Annotated in this window: 11 protein-coding genes and 1 pseudogene; 5 read left to right on the top strand and 7 right to left on the bottom strand. The window is 58.3% G+C overall.

Going from position 1 to position 18,438, the window contains the following annotated elements:
• Nucleotides 1-3: 3 nt before the first annotated feature.
• Complete coding sequence (locus FHW85_RS12880) at nucleotides 4-8,640, bottom strand: glycoside hydrolase family 94 protein (RefSeq protein WP_167252102.1); 8,637 nt, start codon at nucleotides 8,638-8,640, stop codon at nucleotides 4-6.
• 249 nt (nucleotides 8,641-8,889) lie between these two features.
• Here FHW85_RS12880 and FHW85_RS12875 point away from each other — a divergent pair, with 249 nt between their 5' ends.
• Both FHW85_RS12875 and FHW85_RS12870 read left to right on the top strand, forming a co-directional pair.
• Nucleotides 8,890-9,483: an NAD(P)-binding domain-containing protein gene (locus FHW85_RS12875; protein ID WP_167252103.1), complete on the top strand. Its 594-nt coding sequence runs from the start codon at nucleotides 8,890-8,892 to the stop codon at nucleotides 9,481-9,483.
• Nucleotides 9,484-9,944: 461 nt separating this feature from the next.
• Entirely contained in the window at nucleotides 9,945-10,661 is a 717-nt protein-coding gene (locus tag FHW85_RS12870; protein WP_167252104.1) for a Crp/Fnr family transcriptional regulator, read from the top strand.
• Nucleotides 10,662-10,869: 208 nt separating this feature from the next.
• Here FHW85_RS12870 and FHW85_RS12865 read toward each other — a convergent pair whose 3' ends face one another.
• On the bottom strand, nucleotides 10,870-11,109 hold the full coding sequence (locus tag FHW85_RS12865) for a hypothetical protein (protein WP_167252105.1): 240 nt from the start codon (nucleotides 11,107-11,109) through the stop codon (nucleotides 10,870-10,872).
• A gap of 303 nt (nucleotides 11,110-11,412) precedes the next feature.
• On the opposite strand from FHW85_RS12865, the gene FHW85_RS12860 reads away from it, so the two are divergent.
• Nucleotides 11,413-11,610, top strand: a complete 198-nt coding sequence (locus FHW85_RS12860; RefSeq protein ID WP_167252106.1) for a DUF1328 domain-containing protein — start codon at nucleotides 11,413-11,415, stop codon at nucleotides 11,608-11,610.
• A gap of 923 nt (nucleotides 11,611-12,533) precedes the next feature.
• Here the strand turns inward: FHW85_RS12860 and FHW85_RS12855 are convergent.
• The 4 genes from FHW85_RS12855 to FHW85_RS12840 form a co-directional block, all read right to left on the bottom strand.
• On the bottom strand, nucleotides 12,534-12,755 hold the full coding sequence (locus FHW85_RS12855) for a TonB-dependent receptor (RefSeq protein WP_167252107.1): 222 nt from the start codon (nucleotides 12,753-12,755) through the stop codon (nucleotides 12,534-12,536).
• A gap of 494 nt (nucleotides 12,756-13,249) precedes the next feature.
• Complete coding sequence (locus FHW85_RS12850) at nucleotides 13,250-14,308, bottom strand: slipin family protein (protein WP_343203537.1); 1,059 nt, start codon at nucleotides 14,306-14,308, stop codon at nucleotides 13,250-13,252.
• 398 nt (nucleotides 14,309-14,706) lie between these two features.
• Nucleotides 14,707-14,928, bottom strand: coding sequence for a TonB-dependent receptor (locus FHW85_RS12845; protein ID WP_167252108.1), 222 nt, complete (start codon nucleotides 14,926-14,928; stop codon nucleotides 14,707-14,709).
• Between the two features lie 99 nt (nucleotides 14,929-15,027).
• Complete coding sequence (locus FHW85_RS12840) at nucleotides 15,028-15,306, bottom strand: hypothetical protein (RefSeq protein WP_167252109.1); 279 nt, start codon at nucleotides 15,304-15,306, stop codon at nucleotides 15,028-15,030.
• A 460-nt stretch (nucleotides 15,307-15,766) separates the two neighbouring features.
• On the opposite strand from FHW85_RS12840, the gene FHW85_RS12835 reads away from it, so the two are divergent.
• Complete coding sequence (locus FHW85_RS12835) at nucleotides 15,767-16,219, top strand: fasciclin domain-containing protein (RefSeq protein WP_167252110.1); 453 nt, start codon at nucleotides 15,767-15,769, stop codon at nucleotides 16,217-16,219.
• A gap of 720 nt (nucleotides 16,220-16,939) precedes the next feature.
• Nucleotides 16,940-17,170, top strand: a complete 231-nt coding sequence (locus FHW85_RS12830; RefSeq protein WP_167252111.1) for a hypothetical protein — start codon at nucleotides 16,940-16,942, stop codon at nucleotides 17,168-17,170.
• Nucleotides 17,171-17,777: 607 nt separating this feature from the next.
• Here the strand turns inward: FHW85_RS12830 and FHW85_RS12825 are convergent.
• A pseudogene (locus FHW85_RS12825) lies at nucleotides 17,778-17,996 on the bottom strand (transposase); the annotation flags it as partial.
• Nucleotides 17,997-18,438: the final 442 nt, after the last annotated feature.

Genomic DNA, 18,438 nt, shown 5'->3' with positions numbered 1-18,438 from the left:
TTTTTAGCGAAATACCGCGGCAACGCTAGTCCTATGGGGGGGCTTCGGCGTGAATCGGCGCCGAAACTCAATCCTATGCTCCTTGCCGTCATCCACCAGCGTGATTCCCTGCCCAGCTTGCGCCTTGCCGTCGAGACTGACTTGATCGCCCGGCTCAAGGCTCTCTTCTTGCAGGATGGCAATGTGATAGTCCGTTTCGCGAAACCGGTAGTCCATCGTGAATGAGCGCCACACCGCAGGCAGAACGGGCCTGATGTGCAGGCGCTCACCCTCCAGTTGCAAGCCAAGCAGCGACTCCACGATGAGCCGGTACATCCAGCCAGCCGATCCGGTGTACCAGCTCCAGCCTCCGCGTCCGGTGTGCGGAGCTACGCCATAGACGTCGGCGGCTACCACGTAGGGCTCGATCTTATAGATATCTACGGCCTCGGCCGTCAGGCAGTGGTTGACCGGATTGATCATCCGCAGCAGCTCCCATGCACGCTCGCTGTCACCCAGCTTGGCAAATGCCATCGTTGCCCAGATCGCTGCGTGGGTGTACTGACCTCCGTTTTCCCGAACGCCGGGCACATAGCCCTTGATATAGCCCGGATCAAGCGCGGACTTATCGAATGGAGGCTCCAGCAGCTGCACCAGTCCAATATCCCGCCGCACCAGGTGCCGATCCAGTGAATCCATCGCTTGGTGCTGACGTTCCGCGTTGCCCGCCCCTGACAGCACCGACCAGCTTTGCGCAATGGAATCGATCTGGCACTCCTCATTGGTGGCCGCCCCCAAAGGGGTGCCATCGTCGAAGTACGCGCGCAGGTACCAGGCGCCATCCCAACCATCCCGCTCGATGTTGTCGCGCAGCGTGGCCGCCTCGGCCTCGCAGCGCTCCGCGAATGCCTCGTCGGCGTGCAGGCGCGCCACAGGCGCGAACTGCATGAGCACGTCGTAGAGGAAGAAGCCCAGCCAGACACTCTCGCCATCGCCATGCTCACCAACACGATTCATTCCATCGTTCCAGTCTCCGCTACCCATGAGTGGAAGTCCGTGACTACCACGAGGCATGCTGCGTTCGATGGCGCGCACGCAATGCTGATAGAGCGTCTCTTGCAGGCCCGAACGCGCCGGCAGATCGTAATAGGACTCTTCGTCGAGTCCGACCTGGCGCCCCTCCAGGTAACCCACCATTTCATCGAGCACACCGTAGTCGCCCGTGGCGACCACATGGCGGCAGGTCGCCAGCGGGAGCCATAGATAATCGTCCGAGCAGCGCGTGCGTACGCCATGATCCAGTGGCGGGTGCCACCAATGCTGGACGTCGCCTTCGACGAACTGATGCGAGGCACACAGCAGAAGATGTTGGCGCGAGCTATACGGCGAGGCATGAGTCATCGCCATGGAGTCCTGCAGCTGATCGCGGAATCCGTAGGCTCCGCCCGACTGGTAGTAGCCGCTGCGCGCCAGGAAGCGGCAGGCAATGACTTGATACATCAGCCACCCATTGGCAAGAACATTGATCGCCGGGTCCGGCGTCTGCACTTGCACCTTCCCAAGCGTCCAGCGCCAGTGCATGCGTATGGCCTCCAGGGTATTGGCGGCGGTGCCACGGCCACGGAACCTTTGCACCATAGTGCTTGCCGCCTTGGCGTCACTGGCCACGCCAAGGCGGAAAATGATTTCGTGTTCATCGCCATCGTCCAGGTCGAAGCCGAGCTGGATGGCGCCACAAGGGTCCAGTCCTGCTCCCACCCTCCCCGACAAACGCGCCTGCGACATGGCCGCTGGAGCCCGCAAGCTGTTATTGCGCCCAAGGAACTCGCTGCGGTCGCAACTGACCGTGCGGGCGGGGTTGTCGACATCGAAGAAGGCCACCCTTCCCGGGAAGTCCGAGCTGTAGGCATTGCGGGCAAACAATGCTCCGGTCGCCGGATCCGACTCGGTCACTACATGCATGGCCGTTTTGCTGCGCAGCTCACCCAGCACCCACTCGACATAGCCCGTGGCGGAAAGGCGGCGCGTGCGTCCGGATACGTTGTGCACCTTGAGCACCGATAGTTTCACCGCCGAATCCGGCGAAACGTAAACCCAAAGTTCGGTGCGAAGGCCTTCCTCCGTGTGTTCAAATACCGAGTAGCCGAAGCCGTGGCGTGTCACATAGAGCCCTTTGCCGCGACATGGCAGCGGTGTAGGCGACCAGTAGTGTCCGGTTTCCTCATCGCGCAGGTATATCGCCTCACCACAGCTGTCGGTCACCGGGTCGTTCAGCCATGGGGTAAGTCGGAACTCATGCGCATTCTCGGCCCAGGTATAGGCGCTTCCGCTTTCGGAGACCACGGTACCGAACTGTGCGTTTGCCAGCACGTTGACCCAGGGCGCGGGCGTCGTCTCTCCTGCCTCGAGCGCGATGACGTACTCGGTGCCATCCGCGCTGAAGCCGCCATAGCGATTGCTCAGCAAAAGCGGGGCGGCCGACTGTTCTGTTACGACGCTGTCGAAGTTCTCGGCGAATGCAAGTCGGCCCGCCGTTGGAGTGAACGGCATCGGTGAGGACCTCACCCGCCGTCGATTGACTTGCTCGACCAGTGAGCCGCGGTTGTCGTCGATGATCAGGCGCGCGACGGCCTGCACCAGAATACGGTCCTCTTGGGAAATCTGCTGCGCGGGTCGTACGAAGATGCCGCCGGGTCGATCCAGCAGGCTCGCCTCAACGCCGGACGCGATCAGGCCCATGATCATGTCCTGCAGTTGCTGTCGATAGCCGGCACGATCCTCATTCCATATCACCAGGTCAACTGCCAGCCCCTTCAATCGCCAGTAGGCGTGAGCCTGCACCAGCTGACGTACCAGATCGATATTGGCCAGCTCCGCGATGTGCAACAGCACAATGGGCAAGTCGCCAGAAATAGCTTGTGCCCATAGCCCCGATTGGCCGCGCCGATTCGCCATAAGAATCCTGGCGTCGGCGCGCATCGACGCATTTGCGTAAATAATGGACGCAGCCATGCGTTCGTACAGTTGCGCGTCCGTCAAGCGTGCATTCAATTGGCTCAGCAGTACCTGGCTGTGTGTCCACGCCAGGTCGAACACGCGATCGGCCAGGTGGCGATCGCGATACTTCGCCAAGAGATGCATGCACGCATCGCGGCTATCATCGATACCGGTCACCAGATCGACCACGGCCGACTGCTCGGCTTGCAGCGTGATCCGGCAGCGGATGGCAACGATCGGGTCGAGCACCGAACCTTCGCTATTCGAAAGGCGGCGATAGGCATCGGCGCTATCCATGACTTGAGGTGACGCGGCGCTGCGGCCTCGGCCAATAAATCGGGCGCGATCGGTGTCGTAAGAGATTTCGTCGATATGGGCATCATGCACGGCCAGCAGATGGCACAACCATGGCGACGTCTCCTGACTGGAGCGAGCGCGCCGGGTGCATACGATGGCCTGCAATGAGCGCACCAATTCGGTTTGCACGAACAAATTGCTGAAAGCCGGATGTACCGCATCGGCCGTCGGTGGCGCCAGCACCACCTCAGCATAGCTGGTGATTTCGATGACCCTCTCCGTGCGTCCGCGATTGGTGATGCGGAGACGACGAAGTTCGATGTCGTCTTCGGGCGACACCACGATTTCGGTATGAGCGACGAAATCACGTTCGCGCACGCGAAACTCAGCGCGCGCCTCGGAGAAGATCGCTTCGTAGAACTCGGGCTTCTTCAGGGTCGGCTGGTAAGCGCAAGACCAGAAGTCACCGCTGGCGACATCGCGCAGATAGCAGAACGTGCCCCAGTTGTCAGAACTAATGTCCTCGCGCCATCGAGTCACCGCCATATCGCGGTAACGGCTGTATCCGCCACCGGCACTGCTCACCATGACGTGGTAGCGTCCATTGGAAAGCAGCTGTACAGCGGGATCCGTACGATTTGGTTCGGTAAAAACACGCAACCGAGGCTCGGGCACCAGTGACGACGCTTCCAGTGAAGCAAGTCCTGTGGCGTGCTGATATTCCGTCGCTATTCGTGGCACTCGCTCCTGCAGCAATAGCAGCGTGGCCTGAAAACCTGGGTCCGCCTCGAAGCGCTTCTGCATCGGGCGTCGTCGCAATACGTAGTTGAAAGCCAGGAGATTCATGCCCTGGTGATGCGCCATGAAAGAATAGATAACGGCTGAACTCTGTCCGCGTGGCAGGCGCGAGGGGGTGTAGTCGACCGCCTCATAGAGACCGAAGCGTCCCTCCATGCCCTCGTCCGCGAGGCGTTGCAGATTTTCGCAAGCCGCTTCGGGTGCGACCATTAGTGCCAGGGCCGATGCATAGGGCGCAACGATCAGCTCCTCGCCCAGGCCGCGCTTGAGGCCAAGGCCCGGGACGCCAAAGGCCCGGTACTGATAGTTGTAATGGATATCGCGCGCGTTATACCCGCACTCGGAAACGCCCCAAGGGATATTCAGCTGACTACCGTACTCAATCTGCCGATTGACGGCAGTGCGGCAAGTCTGGTGCAGCAACGTGCCTTCATAGCTTGGCATCACCAGCAGTGGCATCAGGTACTCGAACATCGAGCCTGTCCATGACAGCAGCGCCGGCTCGCCTCCGACGCTCGTCAGCAAGCGCCCGAGCGTGAACCAGCTTTCCTGAGGCAGCTTCTGCTGGGATATCGCCACAAAATTCGTGAGTCTCGCCTCTGATGCCAGCAAGTCGTAGAAGCCCGTATCGAGCCGACGCTCGTCCACGTTGTAACCGATGGAAAGCAGGTGGCGATGGGAGTCATAGAGAAGCCCGTAATCCATCTCGGCCCGCTCGGCGGCCTGCTGAGCCAGCCGGGTGAGCGCAAGGACCAGCTCTATGGCCCGTCGCTTCGCTACGACGGCCGTCGCCTGTGCACGGACGGCTTGCTCTGCGTCGATTGGCATATTCGCCGCCTGTCGAAGCGTTGGAATGCCTTTCTTTCCGCCCCCTTCTCTCGCGTCGGACAATCCGGCAAACACGGCTAGGTAGTCCGAGGCGTCACGACATTGCAACAGCAGCAGTTGCAACCAGAAACCGACGTCATCGCCCACAACGCCACCCAGCCCGATCGCCACTTTCTCGACTCTGTCCAGCATTTTTTTCACGCTATCGGCTGCAGCTGGCAGCGTTACCGGTGGCGTGGTGATGGCAGCATCGAGTTCGGCCACGATGGTCAACAGCATATCTGTGTTCTCGGGCTGCTCCGTGGTCACCGCTTCGCGCAGAAGCTCCAGCGTGTCATGCAGGCCGTCGAACATGCGCTTGTCATATACCGGATCATCCGGCAGTGCGATCAGGCCGGAACGAAGGGTCAGCAAATGCCCTGCAAGATTGCCGCTATCTACCGCGGACACGTATCGAGGCCGCAAAGGTTCCAGCGATCGCGTGTCGTACCAGTTATAGAAGTGCCCCCGATACCTTTCCATCCCTTGCATGGTTTGCAGCGCCGCAGCGGTGCGATCCACCAGTCGTGCGGCGGTCAAGTAGCCAAGATCATACGCCGCAAGGTTTCCCAGGAGTGCCAGCCCCATATTGGTCGGCGATGTGCGGTGCGCAATCGCGATCTCTGGCTGCTCTTGCATGTTGTCAGGGGGAAGCCAGTTCTCCTGTGGCCCGACATGCACTTCAAAAAATGCCCAGGTTCTGCGCGACAGGCGGCGGAGCAAGCGCTGCTCGTCCGGCGAAGGGGTGAACACGTTGAAAAGAGGCGGCTTGCTTATCCACCATGCGACGACGGGCGAGGCGAGCCAAAGCAGCAAGAGCGGACCAGCAATCGCCAATGCATCCGGTCGCCGCCATCCGAGAATTACCAGGGTCGTGATGGCGACGAGCGGTCCGATCCACATCGATCTCAGCAGCGCCAATACGCCATTGGCGACGGCGCGGCCCGCTTCTCTTGATGGGTTCCATTGCAAGAGCCGCCGCCTACTGATGATGACGCGCCAAAGCGTGCGCAGTATCGCGTCCAGGCTATAGAGCGCCTCGTGCGGCAGCCATATCAAAGCCAACATAGCACGAACGAAGTGTTGGCCTATGGAGTACATGGTACCGTGCAGATGCCGGCCAAGCATGATCTCGGATGGCTTCCGGAGCAGGTCCAGCAGTGACGCGAGAATCGGCGGTACGAGCACGACAGCCAAGACTGCGAACGTCCACGATGTCACTCGCGACACGTTCATCCAGCCGATCAGAAGAAGCGCAATCAGTGACGGTGGAACCAGGCTTCGACGGAGGTTGTCGATGATCTTCCAGTGCGACAGTGCAGAGAGTGGGTTGCGTTCGCGGCGCTTGCCCCGCAAAGGAACCCACGGCAGAAGCCACGGCAGCAACTGCCAGTCGCCGCGTATCCAGCGACGACGACGCTTTACATCAGCGTCGTAGCGAGATGGATATTCCTCATAGAGCTGGATATCGCTGATAAGCCCGGAACGGGCATAGCAACCTTCGATCAGGTCGTGGCTCAGGATACTGTTGTCAGGAAAACGCCCGGCGATCGCCTGCTCGAAGGCGTCGACATCGTAAATACCTTTACCGATGAATGAACCTTCGTGAAAGAGATCCTGATAGACGTCCGATACTGTTCGAGTGTAAGGATCGACACCGGCTTCGCTACCAAAGATTCGCGCATAAGACGACCGCGTCGCGCTGGTCAGACTGATACCGACGCGCGGCTGCAAAATGGCGTAGCCGGATACGATGCGACGCTTGCGTGGATCATAGACAGCGCGATTGAGCGGGTGCGCCATCGCCCCGATGAATAGCCGGGCGGAATCTCTCGGAAGCTGCGTATCGGCGTCCAGCGTGATGACGTATTTGACCTCCCGCAGGATTTCCGTGCGCCCCACCACAAGCATGAATCGCTCTCGACCGATGCCACGCAGCAATGCGTTGAGCTCGGTCAGCTTGCCTCGCTTTCGTTCGAAACCCATCCATATCTTATCGGCCGCATTCCAGCAGCGTGGCCGGTGAAGCAGAAAAAACCGGTCCGCGGTTGCATTGGGATAGGCGGCATTGAGGCTATTGATACGTTGCTTGGCAAACAGCAGCAAGGCGGCGTCCTGTTCCAGCGTCTCGATTGGCGCATCCGTGAAATCCGTCAGCAGGCAGAAGTGAATATGTTCGTCGCGATTGGCGAGAAAACGCACTTCGATACTTTCAACTAGTTCGTCAATGTCTTGAAAGCTTGAGAACAATGAAGGAACGACCACCAACGTGCGAGCTTCTGCAGGCACGCCCTTGCTGAAATCCATGCGCGGCAACATCTCGGGAGGTAGAGCGATGGTCGCCAGCCAGTTCACCAGGCTGGTTGCCAGCTGGCTGGTCATCAACACTATGGGCACGGCGATCAGTGCGGCCAGCCAGCCGTGCAGGCCATTGCGCCCGATATCCAGCACCAACGGACGAGCAAGCAGGAGAGTTAGCAGCGCGATCAGGCCGAGATAGATCTCCAGCGGGGCCGCTAAGATGAGCCGCCGAAGCCTTTGCGCAAAGGGTGCTCGGACGAGCATGTTGCGCTCCAGGGTCACCGCCCCTTTGCCCACTAGATAGAAGCCGACGTGCGACTGCGCACCTCCTTGCTTAACTCCGCCACGGGCTAACTCGACGGCCGCTCGGGCGACCTCCGTTTCAGAGTGGCCACTGTACTTGGAAAAGGCTTCGACCACATGGCGATAGCGGTCGCGCGTATCGAAATCCATGGTGGAGTGGACACCAGCCGGGTCCTCGCGAAGGGTGTTCTCGACCGAACTGGTGCTCTCGACGAAATCGCGCCAATTCATGGCTGACAGCGTGCGAAGACTGCCGATACTGTTGCCGATGGATACTTGGTCCGCTGCTTGCTGCTGCGCCTCCAGTTGCACCAGATGTTCGACGCTCAGCCCGGACTCCGAAAGCCGTTGCTCGATCCATGTCAGTGGCAGCGCCAAGGCTGCGCCCTGCCCTTGCAGTCGCCGCGTCAGTTCTGCGACGAAGGAGCAGGCCATCGGCGGATCGGATCGCGCCATGTCTGCTACCGCGAGCACCACATTCTTGGGGTCGCGCTCGGCGATATCCGCCATTATGTTGGCCCACTCGTCTGCCAACTTGCGATCACGCCAGTGAGTCATGACGCGCATCGCTATGCGACGAAGATTGTCGATGAGGGCGAGCCGGAGCATGATTGGGATGGCCCATAGCTCGCCAAGCGTGAGGGGGGACACCGTTTGATAAGAGGCCACGAAGCGTCGCAGGCCTTCGCTATCCACCCTGCCGTCGGAATGACAGATCGTTTCCAGGGCAATGTCGTAGACCCGCGGAAGTCCTGCGGACGGCCCGCCGCGAAGATGCGTAAGTTCGTGGCTGTAGCCCTTCGGGAAGTGCTTCTGTGCAATGCGGATCTGCTCTTCGACCAGATAGAAATTATCGAGGAGCCATTCGCCCGCCGGCGTGATGCGCAGTCCGTCTTTCAGGGAGCGCGTGAGCATTTCATAGGCTCGCGAAAGGATGGCTTCGTTGTCGGCCAGACGCGCCAGCAAGGTATTGGCTTTGACGTGCTGGCTCGCGTGATGTCGACTTGCCAGATCCGCCCCGTACAGTTCCATCTGCTCCGCGCCATACAGCTCCGAACGCAACGTCGGCTCAAGCACGTGGCTGGCGCGGCGCGGCATGATCCGCTTGCGAAAGGCCGCCTTCAGGAGATGTAAGCTCCGCAAAGCCAAGCGTCTTTGTATGGTCAAAAGCGTGGCCTTCCGGTTGTAGTGTAGGCTGTGTCTGCCAGACCCAGAGCCGATCACGCTGGGCTTTTCGCCATATGGTTTTACGCCAATCCGTGAGGCAGTGACGTGAAGGTGGATGAGAGGCGGCGCGACGCCGCCTACCGCCAGATGCCCGACTGATCTCGCCTCGGCAGGCATTCCATGCCGGAAGCTGTTGGTCTTTATCCGGTCGCGCAGAAATGGGGGTATGCCATGCAGATAGGTATCATCGGGCGCAAGCCGGCCAGTGCCCTCGTCGCCAAACGATGGCTACAGGCCGGATACCAGGTCGTCGGCTTCGATCCACATCACGAACCGGGCAAAGTGGCCTGGCCTACGGGCGCGACGCCGGTCGATCGTTTCGACGATCTGGCTATCGTTCTTTCACCGCCTCGCACTCTGTGGATGGCGATGCAGAGCCGCGCGGAGACCGAGTGCGTCTACAATACTTTGCTGCCTCTTCTCGACAGGGGCGACACGGTTATCGATGCAGGTCGCTCCTATTACAAGGACACGCTTCGTCGGGCGCTTGTGTTCTCCCGATTTCAGTACTGGCTCATCGATGTAGGCATATGCGGAGCATGGCCGCTGACAGACGGCTGCTGCCTGGCCATTGGCGGAGACCGGTCGATGGTTGAGCGGCTTAGCGGCTTAGCGGTATCTTCGATGCGCTCGGAGCTTCGGGCGCACAAAGCTGGGGCAGGATCGGCCGGGAGGGAGCGGGCCATTTCGCAAGGATGCTCCATCAAGCCATGAAGTGGGCCATGGTGCAGGTGGCCGACGAAGGTTTCACGATCCTTGGCCTTAAGGCTGAACCTGCCGTCGATCTTCGGTAATTGGCGACGCTCTGGGACCATGGCGATAAGGCGCGTAGTTGCTTTTTGAATCTGGCGGCCCCTGACCGCGTGACGAAGCGTGGTCGAATGGGTGCGCAGGATGCGGCGCTCGATGAAGCTCCCGACGCCAGATGGGTCCTTGAGGAAGCATCTGAGCTGAGGGTGGCCATACCCCTGCTTGCGGGGTCGTTGCTCAGTCTTCTGCGCGAGACCTCCCCCTGATCCGTGCAGGCGCGCCAGCTTGTCAAGTCGCGACCCGCGCTCCACTGAGTTAAACAAAATATTCACAGCAGGATCGCTGTAGATGGGTTAACCCGTTTGTGCAGTTTTCTGGAACCCGATCCGGGACCTAAGATGTATCGAGCCGTAGAGGAGAAGCCTATGCCCCAGGCATATGGTCCGCGACAGAATCGCCTGCTCGCCGCATTACCTGAAGCGGAGTTGGCGCATTGGCTACCGCATCTTGAGGCGGTGGACATGCCACTCGGCAAAGTGCTTTATGAACCTGGTAGCCGATTGGCTCATGTGTACTTTCCAACCACCTCGATTGTGTCATTGCTATACGTGATGGAAGACGGGGCCTCGGCGGAGATTGCCGTCGTCGGCAACGAGGGGATTGTCGGCATTTCGCTCTTCATGGGAGGGGAGTCGACGCCGAGTCGTGCCTTAGTGCAAAGCGCGGGCCAGGGATATCGGCTTAAGGCCGACCTCATGCTGCAGGAATTCAGTCGCGCCGGTGCCGTCATGCACCTCCTGCTTCGTTACACCCAGGCCCTTATAACGCAGATGGCGCAGACGGCAGTATGCAATCGCCATCACTCCCTAGATCAACAACTGTGCCGATGGCTCCTTCTGAGTCTGGATCGACTGCACTCCAAAGAACTGGTGATGACGCAGGAGCTGATTGCCAACATGCTAGGCGTTCGTCGTGAAGGTGTCACGGAGGCCGCTGGCAACCTGCAGCAAGCCGGGCTGATCCGGTATCAGCGCGGCCATATCACGGTGCTCGATCGCGAAAAACTGGAGCGTCGAACTTGTGAATGCTATGCCGTGGTCAAGAAGGAATACGACCGCCTCCTTCCCCCGATGGCGATTTAAGGGATGCGCCAGCATCGCCTATTTGTAGTCGATGCCCGGGTTGGCGATCCGCCGCACCAAGCCGGCTCGACCTCCTGCCTGGAAGCCAGTCGTTTTATGCAGCGCTTCAGCCACGGTAAGAGCCTTGAATGCCCTTCATTGTCGGGACCTCTAGCGGCAAGCATGGATTGATGCATGAGATACGCCTGGGAAACGCTATCTACCCACGTCAATCTTTTCCGAGAGGCTCACTATTGGCTGACAATCCATCGGATTCGGTGGAACCGGTCTGCCGGTATGCCCGGCCCAAAGAGCGTTCCACGGATCGAATCTGCAGAGCGCCGGACGGATGCCGTAACAACGCCTGCCTCAACAGCGCGTTCTCTTTCATGATGCGCTGATTCTGATCGAGAAGGGTGTCAAAACGCCCTTCCAGACCGGTGACGTGGGTATCGCCGGATATCGTCATAAGTATTCCGATGGATGTAATCAGTAAACCGACTTGGTGTCATCGCATATTGCCTTTCACGTTAGCATCTTACGTCGCTCTGACGACCGCGTCAGTACGGTGGCGCACCGACGACAAACCTCGGCATGCGTACGATTTCCATTGAAAGCCACGCCGGAAGGAAAGCAGACGTTCCTTCCGGCCGGTAATCACTGAAGTTACCCAGACGCTTTCCGAAGATGGCATATCACGCTGTCAGCGCCTGTACAGACCAGCACTACGCTTATAGCGTGGCGGACACCCTCGGCTGCCACAGGGTTCATCATGCTTTATTACGCACTCATTTTTCTTGTCATTGCGTCGATATTCGGCACCCTTGGCTTTACGGGTATCGCCGGAGTCGCCACTGGTGTCGCCGAATTCATTTTCTTCGCGTCCTTGGCCTTGTGCATTACGTTGCTCACCTTCAACAGGCACGGGAACGAAGTCACGACCACGCACCCTGTTGACGGCAAGTCATAATCCTTTCTGGCACACGTTTGCGTGACGTGTAAGGTACAGCTCATGTGCCAGTGCGTCCCACTGAAGAGTCACCGCATATCAGGAGACGAATATGAATGGCCATCGAGCAGAGCTTCAGCGGACTCTAGAACAGTTGGAACGCTCTGTTTCCAGATTGCGTAGCGAGAGCCTGGACGATCTCGACTTTTGGTGCAGGTATGCGCCTCTAGCTCGTCAAGCCCTTGCATGCGCCAGCGCTTCTGACAATCAATGGATGCGCGATCGCATTGCCGACATCGAAGGCATCAGTGGCATCATTAACCCCAACTGGAGCCGACCAAGCCATAGTTGGCCAACGCTACCTGGTAGCGAGCAGTGACATAGCCATAGCCAGGGAATTCATCATGTATGTCATGGATAAGTGCCACCAATCGGGCGTCGCCCAGCCCCACGGCTTTGGCGGTTGGGCGACGGTAGAACGTACTGCGGGCGAGGCCGATCACTTGGCAAGCCCTTCGAATGGAACAGGCCGCGGGCCGCTGACGACGAAGAAGTCGTCGTCGCTGCTCGAGTGATCGCGTTTTTGCGTTTTTTTGAGCAGATCCGCTTCCATGGTCAGCTGGCCAACTTTCCGTTCCAACTGGCTTTGGGCGTCACTTTATTCATTTTCAGTAGGCACGGGCGCTCCGTTGCGGCTAGCGTGCATAACATTGACGACAAGTCATAGCCCCTCATGGACACCCCATCTACTTCTCGCGGATAGCACTTATGGGGCTGACCAATGAGTCTCACCCCATGAATGGCACGACGCCAGGCAATGATGCGATCACCGAACAAGGGCGGCAATGCCCCCATAAGCCGCTTGGCCCTAGCGCTTGGAAATACGCAACTAGGTAGGCTGGACATGCCGCGCAAGCCTGAGACGCGTGTCGATAGCTAATGCATCAAGCTTTGCTGACCCAGGCACATTCAATATCGTCCTTAATGACCTGCTGAAGATCGGTTATCGACAGTTCCGAGACCTCGAAGACTCTCCCATGCCGTGCTCCCCGATAGTCGCCATCAAGGCGAAACGTCGCCGCCCAGACAACACTGTTCAGGACAGCTGCGACATACATGGCGGTGTAGTCGAAACCGTCGCTCGTCGTCCCTGCAATGTCAGACATGGTTGCAACCTCTTCGGGTGAGATGCGGATAGATAGCCTCGCGGTCTTAGAGGTTTGGCTCACGGACTGCGGCACTGACTCAAAGCATCGACTCCCAAACCTCAGCGTGCGTAGCAGCTAGGTCGCCGATTCCCTTTCGTGTAATGCCCACACCAAGACTCTTCATGCCGATCACCTTGGTGATCATCAAGTGTGTCGAGCGGCTCAAATGTCGGCTTGACAAGGCCGCGCGCATTATTCGATCAATGTTCGGCATGGACATGTTCGTCAGCTCGAAGTGGCTAATATGCCGAGCTTAACTTCGCTGACCAGCAGCGTCGCGCCCCCCCGAAAGCTATGCTTCAGTTAGATGCGGTGTGCTGGTTCGATATAACGTTGGCCGGCGAACGACAGAGCGTCTTCCAGTCATTGTCGCTATGACAAGCTAGTCGCCAAAGCAGGCTGCTTGCCAGCTATACGTACCGTGCATATCAGAGCTCCTTGACCGAGACCGCTTATCCGGGCTTCGCGGATATCTGGCTTAGTCTAGGCGGCACCACCTCATCGTCAGAAGCAAGTGCATGACCGCCCTCTGACACAAGGTCATTCAACGCGCTGGCCAGGCTCCACTCCGCCGTCTTAATAGCTCTAGGATTGTCTTCGGCCTTGGTGTCAACTGGGGCATGGATTGAAGTCGATTCATCGGCGTCGCCATGGCTTTCATCCGCATGCACGGTCGCGCGATGCGCGCCTAGCGCCCATGCGAGCGCTGATACAGGGTTCATGCTATCGACCATTGAACTAGGAATGAGGATGGTGGTTCCGCGCTCCTTCGTCGTCTCATAGATGATATTCATAGCGCGCAACTGGAGTGCAGTCGGCTGATCGGAATAGACCTTCGCCGCGCTGACGAACTTGCTCGCAATCTCGGCCTCGGCTGACCCAAGGATAATGCGAGCCTGCTTCTCTCGTTCGGCTTGAGCCTGCCTCGACATAGCGTCCTGCAGCGCCACGGGAATAGCCACATCGCGTATTTCCACTGATCGCACCGTCAACCCCCATTCGGTGGTCTTATTTCCGATTTCAGTGCATAGCGCTAGGTCGGCGGATTGGCGGTCCGATAGCAGGGACGCGAGCATCGATGAGCCAATCATTTCGCGCAGTGAGGTTTGAGCTACACGGGCGATGGCCTGCTGGTAGTCGGTAATGGCCAGTGCAGCCTTCCTGGCATCGTGCACGTGCCAGAAGATAATGGCATCCACGTTGACAGGCACCGTGTCGCGCGTGAGCGCCTGCTCAGCGTTGAAGGCGGTGGTCTGAATACGCTCATCAACGACCGCGACCACTCGATCGATCACCGGAATGATGAGAAATAAGCCAGGCCCACGCACCCCCAGTAGTTTTCCTGCGCGCAGAACAACAAACTTCTGCCACGTGTTGGCCATTTTAAGCGATTGCGAAACGATTGCGGCGGCGCCCCAAAAACCAATCGCCACGCCTATATTGCCGCGATACATAAACAGGCCGCCCACGGCAGTCAAGGTGGCGACGATGAATAGGGTAATAGTGTTCACGACGTCACCCCGCTTGCCAGTGGCGAATGAATGGCGATGACTCACATTGGGGTCGAAGCGGTTCCGTGTCGGTGCGTTGGCGCACGCACGCGATTTCTCTTGCATCGATTCAAATAGATCGTGTCACGGCCTCGGGTTATTGCCCCCCTCCTCGCCGTTGCACTTATCCGATGCATCAAGCCCGGTGACTGCATCGGCCATCCGAGTGAGAAATCATCCTCACCACCCTTGACGGATGGTGGTCCTTCAATGACTACAAGGGACTCGCTATAAACCAAACGCATTCACCTCGCCCATGGAACTGAGGACGTGAACGTCCACATTGGCCACTGAGGAGAGTCAACAGCGCTCGATCGGTAGAGCCTGCAATCGATGCTCAGCAAGGTACTGCACTTCGTCTAATTGGTACGGACCCAGACAAGCTCGATGTCCTCCATGACGGCTTCTCGAACCTCATTCAGCGATACGCCGAGAAGTTCATTGATGCCGCCATGTCGCATGCCAAAGAATATTCCATCACGCCGATAGGTGGCGCTCCACCTGACACGATCCGAGCGAGTGAGTTCGTAATCGCCGTCGTACGTAAAGCCATTCGTAGTTTTGCCAGATATATTGGTCATGATGACTTCCTTCGACGGTGATCACCAATGCCCTCAGATTCTCTCGACAGGTGCGGGCGCAATGATCAACCATCGTATGGGGATGCGAGCGCTCATCGATCACGATGAGCCACGGGTTGTGTTGGTCGCTCCATCATTGTCCGTGCGATCCGAATCGATACAATCTCGATCACTGAACGATTCCGACAGGTCGAGCTTGAGTGCGCCGTCATCTTGTCGAGGCAGCGGCAGAGGCTTTTCTGGAGAATGTGCCGCCCACACCGAATGGCCCGAAAATCGCTGAGTACAGCGATCACTGTGAGCAACATCGGCGGCCGGCGAGAAGCGCATCTTGTGAGGGTAAAAATAGAGCAAGTTGAGCTGATTGAGGATGTACATGGAAAGGCCTCGAGTGCGAACCTGCATCCTGCAGGGCGTGCGCGTGCATCACCCACAACTCCGATCAGTGCGGAGGAGGCTCAGAGAGCTTGGAAGAAAAGTCACGGATAGTCTGAGGCGCCGGAGGCATGATCACTTGAGCCGCGGCGCCTCCCCAACATGCGCCTTCTTTCGTTACGCCGCCGTAACGTGTCGTCAAACCCTTGCGTCCGAAGCCCCCGACAGGCATCCGAATACGACCGGGTTAGATATTGTGTCCGCCTCGTCTTCTCGCGTTACCCCCACCTAACAACCGCAGGCGCATGCTGCGTTGGCGCCAGGAATAAAGCCTTCTCTTGGCAGGCGCCTCAGTCACGCGGTCCTATCCCTAACGCCACCTGAGTACTTCTCCGACTCTTATCGGAGTTGCGGCTTCGGCCGCCCCAGATCCGCCACTCGGATCACCACTCAAGGCACATATATGTCCAACCATGACGCCAATACTACCCACGCCCCTGGCAAGAACATCATCGAGACAGCGGCTGCGAATGGATCCTTCCATACGCTAGGCAAGGCCCTCGAAGCAGCGGACCTCACCCAAACCCTGAAGGAATCAGGCCCCTATACCTTCTTTGCGCCGACGGATGCGGCGTTCAAGAAGCTGCCGGAAGGCACCCTGGAGAACTGGCTGAAGCCAGAGAACAAGGCGGAGCTTATCTCCGTACTGAAGTACCACGTGATGCCCGGTCGAGTACCGGCGGTTGACGTCGAGAAGCTGACCACACCCAAGATGATGCAGGGCCAGACGGCAGCGGTCACGAAAGACGGCGACAAGCTCCGCATCGGCAGCGCAATCATCACTGGGCGAGACATCACCTCGAGCAACGGCATCATCCATGCCATCGATGCGGTGAACGTGCCCGCCAAGAAGTAACTACCAGGAACTTGTGGTGGGGCCATCCCCGCCACCGGTTTCATCACACACCGGCCTACCGTTTGACTTCGACTGCTGTTTCGACTTGTAGAGGCTCATTATTTGAGGCGACCGCTATGATCACCCTTCTTTCACACATCGCCCATCGTCCTGTGTCACTGCTTGGCAAATGGATAACACACCTAAGTGATCTGTTCGATCATCTTATCAAGACACCTCCTTTGAAGCCCTTGCAAGTGATGTCTCGAAGGCAAAAGCTCGCTGCAGCAGTAGACGCCGCGAAGCATATAAAACGAGGCATGCGTCGATGATTCTTGGCACGTTTGCGAGATTCATCTACTTCTTCCGCCCTTTCCGGCGGGGCGCATACCGCCACGCGCCATCCATCGAAGAGTTAGCTCTGATGCATCAAGAGCACACGGGATGGATGCGTCGGGCGATTCGCATGTATCAATCACTATGGCGCCGGCCACCTTTAGATTCCGTGCGCTTCGTGAAATCGAATCGCGAATGAGAACAAAGGAAGGCTTAGTTCAGTCGAAGGTGCTTTAAGGGAAAGACGTCGCCATGCTAAGTCATTTCTACTCGATGCCATCCAGATGAATCGTCATAGTTCTTCCGGCTGATATCTGCACTTGACCGACCTGTCATGCGCCATCTTTATAATGCCAGGTGTCCAGATCGTTAGCTGGTTCGTCCCCACGGCGGATGGAGGCCTCTATGAACGGCAATCCACTGATTGATTGGTGTGAAAAGGTGGCCGCACCGGTCCTGGAGGCGGCGGCGGCCGGGCAGCCGATTAACTTTGCAGCGAAGCAAGCACTTCTTCGCCTATCGGACATACTGGCATCGCCAGGTATAAACGAAGGCGAATCATCCGCCGCAAACGATCAACACCCGATTGATCAGCTTAGTGCTCTAGAGCGGGTATCTGGCACCTGCAAAAGCTGAGTGGCCTGCGGACTTAACACGCGACACATGTCGATAGGACTACACCAAGAAAGGGCTTGACGCCTACGGGCCACCTGTCACGCGCATGATCAATAACTGGGATGCCTGACTCGTCTTTGCTTCAGTCACTGGAGGTATCGATCATGACAGGCATTCAAGGCTCTTACCGAGGATTGATCTACATCGCCATCTACCGCCGTGAAAGGGACACCGTGAGCTGGTCGGCGAGTCTTGAAGACGATGACGGGGAAGTGACGTTTGTCGCAAACCATTTCCCCTGTAGCCTTGGGACAGTCGACTGCGAGAGTGCCATTCGACAACGAATTCTGACAAGCATCGACGATTACCATCGCCGCCACGAGACGCCGATCCTTCACTAGTGCCAGAGCCGAAGGTCGGCAATGCTTCGCGCGGCGGTGACATCACCAGCATCATTCTCGTGGACGGCATGGTTGACCACGAGGTCACCCTGAGCGAAACCGCAATGTATTATTTACTTGGTGGCCAATGCTGAGTTCCAGACCGGTGGAATAGGTTGGTGCGCCCCCGGTTTCGTCGTCGGGGCGACACTCCCGCCTTCAGTAGCGGGACGAATTAGGATCCATGGTCACTTTAGCTGCTTCGCATAGTCAGCGGGCGTGAGCCCGCCCAAGGCCTTCTTTGGCCGCTCTTCGTTGTAGTCCCGACGCCAGGTTTCGATCTCAGTGCGTGCCGCAAGTTCGGAAGCCAGTGTTCGTTGAGGCACTCATCACGCAGTGCGTCCGTTGAACGATTCGATGTAGGCGTTCTGATTGAGTTTTCCTGGCTCGATCAACCTCAGTTGCACGCAGCGCTCATGGCGCTGCGCCAGGCCGACGATGCGATCGCGGAGCACCACATTGCGATCGGGACGACCTTTATAGTGATAGACGCTTGCGCTCATGCCGACGATGACCAGTGCTCGACGCTCGCTAAGTTCGTTGCCCACCATGTAGCGCACAAGCTCTGCTCTAGGCGTGCGCAGTGGTTTCCCGCAAGCCTCGCATGGCGGGCCGAACAAGCTGGCCCGGTGATGCAGCAACGCTTCGGGATCTGACTCTTCTTCACCAGTTAATTCTTGATAGCGCGACAGAGCGTCAGCACCGAACCGCTGATCGAGCGCCTGGGCCACCGAGGCGCCTTCTACTCGCCGAAACTCCTGGATCCTGGACACCATCGCAGAGAGTAGGGACGCAATCTCGGCCCATTCTTGCTCATCGAGCATTGGCGCGTTCCGCTTGCATCTCCAG

The organism is Dyella sp. SG609, assembly GCF_012275375.1.
Classification (GTDB): Bacteria; Pseudomonadota; Gammaproteobacteria; order Xanthomonadales; family Rhodanobacteraceae; genus Dyella_D; species Dyella_D marensis.
The sequence above is the reverse complement of the archived record's forward strand: the minus strand, read 5'-3'. Positions and strand labels throughout refer to the sequence as shown.

Excerpts from the sequence above, each read along its gene's own strand:
- FHW85_RS12840 (WP_167252109.1), bottom strand. The coding sequence starts at position 15,306 with ATGTACATCCTCAATCAGCTCAACTTGCTCTATTTTTACCCTCACAAG.
- FHW85_RS12855 (WP_167252107.1), bottom strand. The coding sequence starts at position 12,755 with ATGTCTGACATTGCAGGGACGACGAGCGACGGTTTCGACTACACCGCC.
- FHW85_RS12835 (WP_167252110.1), top strand. The coding sequence starts at position 15,767 with ATGTCCAACCATGACGCCAATACTACCCACGCCCCTGGCAAGAACATC.
- FHW85_RS12845 (WP_167252108.1), bottom strand. The coding sequence starts at position 14,928 with ATGACCAATATATCTGGCAAAACTACGAATGGCTTTACGTACGACGGC.
- FHW85_RS12865 (WP_167252105.1), bottom strand. The coding sequence starts at position 11,109 with ATGACGATATCCGGCGATACCCACGTCACCGGTCTGGAAGGGCGTTTT.
- FHW85_RS12830 (WP_167252111.1), top strand. The coding sequence starts at position 16,940 with ATGAACGGCAATCCACTGATTGATTGGTGTGAAAAGGTGGCCGCACCG.
- FHW85_RS12870 (WP_167252104.1), top strand. The coding sequence starts at position 9,945 with ATGCCCCAGGCATATGGTCCGCGACAGAATCGCCTGCTCGCCGCATTA.
- FHW85_RS12880 (WP_167252102.1), bottom strand. The coding sequence starts at position 8,640 with ATGCCGCGCCGCGCCAGCCACGTGCTTGAGCCGACGTTGCGTTCGGAG.
- FHW85_RS12875 (WP_167252103.1), top strand. The coding sequence starts at position 8,890 with ATGCCGGAAGCTGTTGGTCTTTATCCGGTCGCGCAGAAATGGGGGTAT.
- FHW85_RS12860 (WP_167252106.1), top strand. The coding sequence starts at position 11,413 with ATGCTTTATTACGCACTCATTTTTCTTGTCATTGCGTCGATATTCGGC.